Source organism: Mesorhizobium sp. B2-6-1, assembly GCF_006440475.1.
In the GTDB taxonomy this organism is placed as follows: domain Bacteria; phylum Pseudomonadota; class Alphaproteobacteria; order Rhizobiales; family Rhizobiaceae; genus Mesorhizobium.
Map to the genome: position 1 here is coordinate 1 of NZ_VFUH01000033.1, position 1,655 is coordinate 1,655.

Sequence of the window (1,655 nt, forward strand, 5' to 3'; positions counted from 1 at the left end):
GACGGGCCGAAGGTGACGGCTGTCGCCGCCACCGGCGTTACGGTAGCGCTTGACGAGACGGCGACCACGAGCACCCCGGCTGGGATCGACACTGGTACGGTCACCAAGGGCGAGGATCCCGATGTCGGCGGCACCGGCGCGATCGCGCACGGCACCAGCGACAGTGCCTTCGTCAACATCACGGCGCTGTTCGGCGCCGACGGTCCGGCCGTTTCGGGCAGCACCGTCTATGCGCTAAGCGTCACCAATGCGGTCTCCGGCCTTGCCGTCACCGACGGCTCGCTGATCACCTTGCAGACGCTGGCCAACGGCGTCGTCGTCGGCGTCGTCCAGGGCGGCATGTTCAGTGGCGATGCGGCGTTCGCGCTGTCGATCGATCCGGCCACCGGCAAGGTGACCGTCGAGCAATATCTGTCGCTTCATCATTCGAACGCCTCCAATCCGGACGACACGGTGGTGCTGGGCTCGCATTCGGTCGCAGTGAGCGTGACCGTCACGGATGGCGACGGCGACACCGCCAGCGCCAGCGCCGATGTCTCGGGCCAGATCAGCTTCGACGACGATGGCCCGAGCCTGACCATCTCGCAGCCGAACGGTGCCTTGAACGGCCTGTTCCTGGACGGCTTCGTTCCCAATGGCGACGCCTGGGGTGCGGGCAGCGGCACCACGACCGGTCCCGCCGGCGCCTGGACCGTCACGGCCTCGCCTTACGAGGGCGCCAGCAGCATCGAATTGCAGAAGGTCGGTGACGGCTATCGCGGTGCAGACAGCCCGACCAACAGCGTTATGGTCGACCTCGAGGCCAGCCCCGGCAACATCCAGATCTCGCAGACGCTGCATGGCCTCAGCGCCGGCGAATACCGCATCTCCTTCGAGATCGGCGCCGCCAACGACACCAGCCTCCTACACAGCGCCAAGCTCGAAGTGCTGTGGAACGGCGTCTCGGTCGGAACCTACGATCCCACGTCGGGCGTCATGCAGACCATCGCCATCGACGTCACGGCGACGGCCGGCGACAACTCACTGACGTTCCGTGAAATCGGCGAACAGGGCGACAACACCGGCACCTTCCTTGCCAACATCAAGGTCGGCGACATCATCGTTATCGACGAGACCGCAGGTGTCGATGCCGATTCCGACGACACCACCGATCCTGCCGTGGCGGCCCTGTTTGCCGGCGTCAATGCCGGGACCGATCCCGACATGCCGCTGCACCAATATGCGCAAGGCAGCGGCGGCGTCGTGAACGCCACGGCGCTGTTCGGCGCCGACGGACCGGCAGCGAAAGCTTCGCTCGTCTATGCGCTCACCCTTGCCAGCAATACGGGCGTGGATTCCGGCCTGAAGACCACCGATGGCCACGCAATCTCGCTGTTCAACGACGGCCACGGCCACATCATCGGCGTCTATGACGCCAACAACAACGGCGTTACCGCCACCGACAAGGTCGCCTTCGCCCTGCATGTCGATGCCGCCACCGGCCAGGTCGCGGTTGCGCAATACGTCTCGCTCCACCATCCCGACACCAGCAGCAACGACGAGGGCATCGCGCTCGGCGCCGGCTCGGTCTCGGTCACCGTCACGGCGACCGATGGCGACGGCGACCACGTCACACAAAGCGCCGACATCTCCCAGACCATCGTCTTCGAGGATGA

Annotated in this window: 1 protein-coding gene; it reads left to right on the forward strand. The window is 65.9% G+C overall.

The window, feature by feature from the left end; genetic code table 11:
• A partial coding sequence (locus FJ443_RS31395) for a DUF5801 repeats-in-toxin domain-containing protein (protein ID WP_246681293.1) occupies positions 1-1,655 on the forward strand: 1,655 nt, incomplete at both ends.